This window comes from Arthrobacter sp. I3, assembly GCF_000520575.1.
GTDB lineage: Bacteria > Actinomycetota > Actinomycetes > Actinomycetales > Micrococcaceae > Arthrobacter > Arthrobacter humicola_A.
Window position 1 is genome coordinate 1 of sequence record NZ_AZSB01000525.1, and the last position, 8933, is coordinate 8933.

5 protein-coding genes and 1 pseudogene are annotated in these 8933 nt (G+C 62.9%); 4 read left to right on the forward strand and 2 right to left on the reverse strand.

The genetic code is table 11. The features are described 5' to 3' along the window. Nucleotides 1-189, forward strand: a pseudogene (locus Y706_RS29065) (ABC transporter permease); the annotation flags it as partial. A 451-nt stretch (nt 190-640) separates the two neighbouring features. Here the strand turns inward: Y706_RS29065 and Y706_RS0101925 are convergent. Together Y706_RS0101925 and Y706_RS0101935 are read right to left on the reverse strand one after the other, a co-directional pair. Then, nucleotides 641-3796: a DEAD/DEAH box helicase gene (locus Y706_RS0101925; protein WP_084475857.1), complete on the reverse strand. Its 3156-nt coding sequence runs from the start codon at nt 3794-3796 to the stop codon at nt 641-643. Nucleotides 3797-5702: 1906 nt separating this feature from the next. Then, on the reverse strand, nt 5703-6191 hold the full coding sequence (locus tag Y706_RS0101935) for a hypothetical protein (protein ID WP_156945040.1): 489 nt from the start codon (nt 6189-6191) through the stop codon (nt 5703-5705). Between the two features lie 217 nt (nt 6192-6408). Here Y706_RS0101935 and Y706_RS23060 point away from each other — a divergent pair, with 217 nt between their 5' ends. The 3 genes from Y706_RS23060 to Y706_RS23065 all read left to right on the forward strand — a co-directional run bounded on the left by Y706_RS23060 (nt 6409) and on the right by Y706_RS23065 (nt 8902). Further along, nucleotides 6409-7443: a LacI family DNA-binding transcriptional regulator gene (locus tag Y706_RS23060; RefSeq protein ID WP_043434196.1), complete on the forward strand. Its 1035-nt coding sequence runs from the start codon at nt 6409-6411 to the stop codon at nt 7441-7443. A gap of 136 nt (nt 7444-7579) precedes the next feature. Further along, a complete protein-coding gene (locus Y706_RS30640; RefSeq protein WP_343213018.1) occupies nt 7580-7855 on the forward strand; it encodes a hypothetical protein in 276 nt (91 codons plus the stop codon). Nucleotides 7856-7882: 27 nt separating this feature from the next. Further along, complete coding sequence (locus Y706_RS23065; protein WP_343213019.1) at nt 7883-8902, forward strand: ABC transporter substrate-binding protein; 1020 nt, start codon at nt 7883-7885, stop codon at nt 8900-8902. The last annotated feature ends 31 nt before the right edge of the window (nt 8903-8933 follow it).

Sequence of the window (8933 nt, forward strand, 5' to 3'; positions counted from 1 at the left end):
CGCAACGGCTTCGGCACCCTCTCACCCGTCGAAGCAACCATCGTCATCGCCGAACTTTTCATCATCGGATTCCTCATCCTCAGACTCGCCGTGCACCTCTTCCGCTACGGGTCCATCCAATACTCGGGCAAACTCGCCATCACCGGAACCTTCCGGAAGCAGACCGCCCCGGCAGGAACGAAGCAGTAAAGCCCTTGCCCCCAACCAAAGGCGGTTCAAAGCAGGGACATCTCATGCCAGCAGGCACGCATAATGCCCGGGGTCCGGAAACTCCTCGCACGGACGCCGAGAAGTCTCTACTGGGTGGCGCAGTGGCTCATCCTGGGCCACAGCCCAGCCCCCTTGGCGGCCTTGGGCCCCTGCAAACTGCGAGAGGCGGAGACAGCCACGCAGGGCTCCTCAGGGCTACTTCAATCAGGACAGATCACCGTTCTCACCCGGGAGTAGCCATTTAGTAGCCACCTCTCCGGGAATACGAGTCATTATTGGGGAATCTAAGAGACGGATCTCGGAAACCATTTACCCAATAGCACAGAAAAACCCCCGGAATCTCAAGGATTCCGGGGGTTTTGTCTGTAGCGGTGGGGAGGCTCGATCTCCCGACCTCACGATTATGAGTCGAGAGGTCGGGTGTCCGACGTCACTGCGCCACCGCAGCCGCCGTGGCATACACATCAGCCGGCATCGGCCGGTGGAGCCTCCATCTAATCGCGATGGGGTTCGCTCCAGTGTGCTGGACATAATCCACCTGGCCGAGGCAGGTGTACGGAACAGTCAGGCCCGTCTCGTCTTCTGCGCTGTCCCGCGTGAAGATCAGGATCTTCGACCCGTGCGAGGCCCTGTCCAGATACCGCTTGCCCGTCGGGCTACCCGGCGAAGTCGCGTTCTGTGATTCCCAGTGGAACAGCTCAGGGCTGATGGCGTAGTCCTTGTACATGGTGGTGGCCGAGTGCTTCTTGTCGTCCTTGTTCAGCGTGACAAAGAAGGCGTCCGTGGACGTCGCCGGGCACCAGGCCACGCCCTCGCGGTGCTGGACGTTCTTGCCGAGCTCCAACGACCCGTACTGCAGCGCCGCCAGGATCTCCTCGCGGCGGTACGTCGCGTGCGAGAGCAGCGGAACGTGCTGCAGCCCCGCGCCCAGTCCCTTGGCGGCATGCTTGGAGGCTGCCACGCCGAGCATCACGAGCTGGCGGATCTCGCTGCAGACAAACTGATAGCCGCGCAGGTAGTCGAGGCCGGCGTCGTACGACCGGAAATCGCCGCCGTCGTCCCAGAGCATGTAGAACAGCATGCGGGCGAACGTCTGTTCCCGCATGCCGAGATCAGCGTAGCGGGGCGCATCGGCGCCGACGAGCATCGAGTAGGCCTTGGCCCGTTCCGGATCGTCCACATGGATCAGCGCAGCCATCCGGCCGAGAAGCTTCTTCTCGTCGGCGTCGGAGAGCTCCTGAATTCGTCCGCTGAGGACCGTCTCCAAAGGCGAGGACCCCTCGATCAAGCCGGCCTGGCGGAGGTAGCCGGTCCACGAATCCTTCGTTGACCGGTAGATCGACTTCACGTCGCTACCGGACCGCTCCAGGTACTTCTCCAGGTCCGTCTCCGCGTACGAGGCGATGTCCCGGACCAGCTGGGCGCGGTTGAACCGCAGCTGCGCCTTGATGTTGTCCAGCACGACTTTCTGCGCCACCCGGTCCAGCACGATCTGAGAGCCCGACGGCAGGTACGGGAACCCGTCCTCGACGGCCTTTTCCAGCTCCCTGCGCCCGTACCCGGTGAGCGCCCGGTAACGCAGGTCGAAGCGGAACTCACGGTGCTGCTGGCCGATGAAGTCCATGACGGTCAGCACCGCCTTGCCCTCGGCGCGGCGCAGCCCGCGCCCCAGCTGCTGGAGGAAGATCGTGGCGCTCTGCGTGGGCCGGAGCATCAGGATGGTGTCCACCTGCGGCAGGTCCAGGCCTTCGTTGAAAAGGTCGACGGCGAAGATGCAGTTGATCTCGCGTGCGGCGAGACGCTTGAGCGCCGCCGCCCGGTCGGCGTCGTCGGTGCTCCCGTCGACGGCAACGGAGGCAATCCCGGCGCGGTTGAAGACCTCGGCCATGTAGTGGGCGTGCCGGACCGAGACGCAGAAGCCGATTGCCCGCATCTGCTCGGTGCTAGTCACCTTGTCGCGGAGTTCGCGGATCACCTTGGCGGCGCGGGCGTCGTTGCCCGTGTAGAGGTTGTCCAGCTGTGCGGTGTCGTAGTTGCCGCGCTTCCACTCCAACTTGCTGAGGTCGACGTCGTCCGAGACGCCGAAGTAGTGGAACGGCACCAGCAGATCGGCATCCAGCGCGTCCCAGAGACGCAGTTCGCTGGCCGTCCGCCCGTCAAAGAACTGTTTGGCGACGTCGACGCCGTCGCCGCGTTCCGGCGTCGCGGTCAGTCCGAGGAGCTGCTGCGGCTGCAGGTGGTCCAGCAGCCGGCGGTAGGTGGGCGCCATGGCGTGGTGGAATTCATCGATCACCACGACGTCGAAGAAGTCCGGTGCCAGCTGTTCAATGCCGAGGGATGACAGCGACTGGACGGAGGCGAATATGTGCTTCCACTGCCCGGGTTTGTGTTCCCCGACGTAGAGTTCGCCGAAGGCGCCGTCCTGCATGACGTCACGGTACGTGCGCACGGCCTGTTTGAGGATTTCTTGGCGGTGGGCGACAAAGAGCAGCTTCAGGTCACGGCCGGCTGCCTGACAAAGGCGTTTGTAGTCCAGGGCTGCGATGACGGTCTTCCCGGTACCTGTCGCCGCGACCACGAGGTTGTGGCTGAAGCCCTTGAGCCGCTCGGCTTCCAGGTCTTCGAGCATCTCCTCCTGGTGGAGGAAGGGCTGGAGCTCGAGGCCGGTGGCCGCTCCGGGGACGGCCGTGCGCCGGCCGCCGTTGCGTTCCAGGGCGGCGTCCAGCTTTTCGCCGTCGCGCTCCGGATCGTAGCGTTGGAAGGCGCGCTGCGCCCAGTAGCTGTCGAACGTGACCTCGAACTTGTTGAGCAGCGCCGGCGTGCCGACGGAGCTGAGCCGTACATTCCATTCGAGGCCGTCCAGGAGGGCGGCCTGGCTCAGGTTGGAACTGCCGACATAGGCGGTGTCGAATCCTGAGTTCCGCCGGAACAGCCAGGCCTTGGCGTGCAGGCGGGTGGCCTGGGTTTCGTAGTTGATCCTCACCTCTGCGCCAAAGCGGTTGACGAGTTCGTCAATGGCGCGGCGTTCCGTGACGCCCATGTAGGTGGTGGTTATGACCCGGAGTTTGGCGCCGCGCTCCTTGAGCCGCTGCAGAGCTGGTTCGAGAAGTCTTAGTCCCGTCCAGCGAACGAAGGCGCAGAGCAGGTCTACGGTATTGGCCGATTCGATCTCGGTCCTGAGTTCCGCGGCGAGGTTGGGATCGTCCTTGCTGTTGGTGAGGAGGGCGGAGTCGCTCAGTTTGGTGGTGGGGCGGCGCAGGTTGCGGCGCTTGAGGCTCTCCGGGCGGTGAAGGGACTGGAGCTGGGTGGGGCCGGGTGCGATGCGGTCACCTGTGTTCAGTTCCTGGAGGAGCTTGTTCGCGAGGGCCACGCGGTCAGTTGGCTTGGCTGCGGCCAGGGCCCGCCGGACGGCTTCTGCGACGTGGCGGGAGAGGATGTCCGGGGTGTCTTCGTCTTCAATTTCTGCGAAGACCGGCTGGAGTTCTTGCTCTTGGCGCAGGTGGTCACCTAGGGCATCCGTGTTAAGAAGTTCGTATAAGCCCTCGGGCAGCTGCTCCGCTGCCACTCCACCAAAGAAATTAGTCACTGCGCCAGGCTACTTCAAGAGGAGTGGCCTTTTCCGAAACGGCGTACATAACTCTGGCACGTCGGCTGGGAAAATTTCCTGCAGATTTCGATACGATTCAGCAATGAAGGCAGCACAAGGCGCTCACGAATGGACGATGCCTGAGGCCTGCGACAAGGCCTGGGCCGCCACTCCAACACTCCCCGGAGTTTATAAATGGTACCTTCAGGGCGATCTCCCGATGGATTTCAACTGGCCTCCGCCGCTGGCTCCTATAAGCCAAGGTGACTTGATCTACATCGGCCGGGCGTCGTCTCTCCGCACTCGGGCGAAGCATCACAAGCTGCTTACGTCCAAGTCAACACTCCGCAGGGCTCTCGCATCCCTAATGGGTATGCAGGCCGAATGGCGAGGAAATTCAGCGCATCCGGGCCTGATCCGGGACCACGAGAAGAGATTAACAACCTGGATGACCCAGAACCTATCTATGTCCTTTGTCGCTTTGGATGAATCGACACTTGCGGAAACCACCGAGAAGTCCCTGCGCACTACGCTCAGGCCGCCGCTAAATCGAGACGGAATGACCGCTGAGCAACTCCACACCAGCGCGGCGGCGGCGGCAATGCAACGTAATGCTATAGGTGCGCGTGGTTCGAAAACGGACGAGTCCGCAAGGAAATCTCTAAGCCCAGGTTCAGTGCTTCCCTCAGCACCGACATGCCCTGAAAGCACTACGATGACCGAACGAATGGCCCTGACTAAGACGCTTTATGCCGAAGGGTGGACTCGGTCGCAGATCGCCAACCGAGTAGGGGTGCACGTAAGCACGATTGGAGACTATATCGCCAAATTGCGGACTCGCGGCGAGTTAGACACCGGTCGAGACTAAATCGTAAAATCGCAGATTTGGTGGACGGCGTGCGACCTGAGGATGGGCTCGACCGCGACCCCCTGCGATTGTCTAGGGCATCAGTGTTGGCTGTCGTTGCCCGCCGCACTTGCACTGCCGGAGCCACACAACTGACACCTATGACCCATGGATCCGCCGGTTACGGGAATGACCGATAGCCGCTGCAAGGACCTAGACAGGTGTCGCAGTGCAGGCCTCCCGCCTGGCTGTGCGGGTAAAGAGGATCTTTTGGATCAAGCTCTAGGTCAATCTCAACTGTTGTAATTCGGGCCAACGGGAAATGAGGCCGGCGCACTAGAGAGCCTTCGTGTAGGTCCATCTTGGTACTTATGCCTTGCGCCGCCACCTCGTATGATGAGCCGGGCTCGTGTTGACATACTTTTTCGAAGCAGAGAGAGCAACTTCCCGAAGGAGTCCTCTTTGCGGTCTGCGGGTAGAGTTCACCCATCCAATGGTCGCAATCCTCAAGCATTTCATCGCATACAGAGCACCTGAACTCAGTGCTCAAGCCCGCCGACATCCCTAGCCGAATATGTGAAATGTCAACAGAACAGTCGGACCAGAGGCCACCGTCTTTGCGAACGATGGGGCACCCGAAGAGACCACTGCGCATAAACGCCGCCCTGTGGATTGCAAGGTGGGCAGTGGGCTCAAGCGCGTGGTCTTCCAAGTAATTGAGCGCCGAGACGGCGGCTGATTCCGAGCTACGAACGTGCGCTTCAATAGAGCCGAGTGCCGAATCAGTTAGGCGGCTTTTAAATAGCGTCCAACCCACACGGTTATGCACCTGTTGTCTGCGTTTTTCGGCAAGGCTGACACGTTCCAGCGGGTCCAACAGCATGGGCATGCCTTCAGCTTGGGGTCCGAGTAACTGCAATGCCGACCTATATTCTTCATCAGCAATCTCAAGCTGTTCCAGGCCATTAATTTCCAGGTAGCGGTCACGGGCAGGACCGGCATCCGGGGGTATCACCCCATATGGGATAAGGATGCACTCAAAACGGCGCCCTGAAGCCACTATTTCCCCTTAAGCAACTTAAGAGTGGCGATGACGTCTTCCCCTCGCCCCTCCAATTGAATGCCTTTGACAAGACCGGCGTTCGTATTCAGCTCAGCTATCGAGAGCCGGAGAGAAAGTTCCTGTGCCGTCTCCTCCGTGTGGCCAGCAACCTTTGCCCTATGACGAAAGAATTCTTGAACAGCCAGTATTAGGTAATCATTCATCGGCCCCACGAGCGCCAATGCAACCTCGAGAAAGGAATCCGCAGAATACTCAGCGAGAAACTGCCTCTTACCACTCGGGACTGAAAACTCGACGGCGATGCCTGCCGCTCGGCCAACTTTCGGCATGTAGCGAACCTTGTTGGAGTACATGGGAACACCACCAGGGCCGACGACTTCGGGTGGGAGACGAGTGGGTAGAACATACACCGTCCCGGACTCCGCTTGTCTTGGCAAACTCCCGTCGGCCGGTACCCAGTCTCGTTGCTCGATTTCGCCTGTCATAGACAAAGTCTAGTGTTCCGAATTCGAGTGGCGGACACGCTGCTGGGTGAGGGTAGCGAATCAAGATGTCTACCCTGTTTACGAAACGCAACGCTATCCCGCACCCACCCCTTACTGTTGATCCTGCACCGAACGAAACCGTTTACGTAAACCGTTTGCGTGACGCGCCCGACAGCAAGCACGCAGCACCCGCAGGCACCCTCAGGGAGGAGGAACAGTGGTCACCATCCGCGATGTCGCCAAGCACGCCGGCGTCTCTCCGGCCACCGTTTCCCGGGTTGTCAACGGGCTGGTCGGCTACTCCGACGAGACCCGGGAACGCGTCGAAACTGCGGTCAAGAGCCTCAGCTACGAGACGGACTACCTCGCCCGGGGCCTCAAGACCCGGCAGACGTCCGTGATCGGGCTCCTCGCGCCCATGGTCTCGGATGCCCTGGCCTCCCAGGTCATGCAGGGTGTGGAGGAAGAGGCCCAGGAACGCGGCTACGCCGTGATGCTCGGCCGCACCGGCGCCAAGTCCGCCTACATCGCCGGCTACCTGCGGACCCTGCGCACCTACCGGGCCGCCGGCGTCATCCTCATCTCCGCGGTGATCACGCCGGAGACGAGGCAACTGCTGGGACCCAACGTCCCCATCATCTCCGTCGCCATCAGCGACAAGTCAGGCTCACCCAGCGTGGCCATCGACGACGAGCAGGCAGCCTATGACGCGACCCGTCACCTGTTGCGGCTCGGCCACCGCCGCATCGGCCTGCTGACCGGCGATCCGGCGTCGGTCTACGTCGCCCAGCCCCGCAAGCGCGGCTACCTCCGCGCCATGACCGAAGCCGCCTGCACCCCGGTGACCGCGACCGGCAGCTTCTTCTACGAAAGCGGCGCCGCCGGCGCGGACGAACTGCTGCAGCAGGAACCAGGGCTCACCGCGATCTTCGCGATGAGCGATGAGATGGGCGCCGCCGTCGTCAATGAACTGCAGCGGCGCGGCCTCCGGGTGCCGGAGGACGTCTCCGTCCTGGGCTTCGACAACACCTCTACCTCCCTGCACGTGAACCCGCCGCTGAGCACCATGGCCCAGCCGCTCGAGGAGATGGGACGGATGGCCGTGAAGAAGCTGCTCCGCTCCCGCGACCTGGGGCCGAAGATCATGCCGCACCGGCTGATCGAGCGCGGCTCCACAGCGCCGCCAAATCCAGTCCCGGCGGACCCGGCACCGCCCGGCGAACAAGTCGGCGAACAAGTCCTCGTCAGCTAGCTAACCCCAACAAACCAACCACCCACGGCGGCAGCCGGCACTCCCCTGTGCCACCAGGCAACCCGCCGCGATTCCGCATGCACCAAACCACCCGCACCACCCGACTCGCACCACCTCAATGAACAAGGAGCAACACATGAGGCAGCGCCGCCGCACCTGGCAGACTCTTCTGGCCACCACCGCATCCCTGACCGTCGCCGCCGTCGCCCTCACCGGCTGCGGCGGGACCGCCACGGACGCCAAGAGCGCCCCGAAGGCCGCCGCCGCGTCCTTCGAGGGCAAGGGCCCCATCAACTACGTCTCCAACCGCGACGCCTCCGGTGCCGCGAACAAGAGCATCGAGGAATGGAACGCCGCCCACCCGGAGGAGAAGGTCACGTTCATCGAACTGCCTGACTCCGCGGACCAGTAGCGCCAGCAGCTCATCCAGAACGCCCAGATCAAATCGGACACCTTCAGCGTGCTGAACCTGGACGTCGTCTGGACCTCCGAATTCGCCGCCAACAAGTGGATCATGCCGCTGCCCGCGGACGCGATCCCCACGGACAAGATGATCCCCGCCACCGTCAACGCCGCGACGTACCGGGACACCTTGGTCGGCGCCCCGTACTACACCGACGGCGCCCTGTTCTACTTCCGCTCGGACCTGCTCAAGGCCGCCGGCATCGCCGCCCCGCCCAAGACCTGGGACGAAATGAAGACCGCCTGCAAGGCCATCCTGGCCCTCCCCCAGGCCGCGGGCATGTCCTGCTACGCCGGCCAGTTCGACAAGAACGAGGCCCTCACGGTCAACTTCTCCGAGGCCGTGGCCTCCGCCGGCGGCACCGTGGTGGACGCCGAGGGCAAGCCCACCGTCAACACCCCCGAGGCCAAGAAGGGCCTGAACCTGCTGGTGGACGGCTTCAAGGAAGGCCTCTTCCCCTCCGACGCCATCACCTACCTCGAGGAGCAGGGCCGCCGCGCGTTCCAGGACGGCAAGCTCGTCTTCCTGCGCAACTGGCCCTTCCTGCACGCCTCCCTGAGCGCCACGGACGGCTCCAGCAAGGTGGCCGGCAAGTTCGGCATCACCTCCATCCCCGGCACCGACGGCCCCGGCGTCTCCACCCTCGGCGGCCGCAGCCTCGCCATCTCGCCGTTCACCGCCAACAAGGCCACGGCGCTGGATTTCATCAAGTTCTTCACCAGCGAGGAGCAGGCCAAGAAGCGCCTGGCCCTGTCCTCCCGCGCCCCGGCGTACGCCTCCCTCTACGCGGACCCCGCCGTCGTCGCCAAGCGCCCGTTCTTCCCCACCCTGCTGACCTCGCTGAACAACGCCCAGCCGCGCCCCAAGGTGGTCCAGTACGGCGCCACCACCAAGGCCATCCAGGAAGAGGCGTACGCGGCCATCACCGGCAAGAAGGACACGGACACGGCCCTGAACGACATGCAGGCCAAGCTCACCGAGCTCTCCGCCAAGTAACTCCGCCCCGTAGCAACAGACGGGCCGGCCG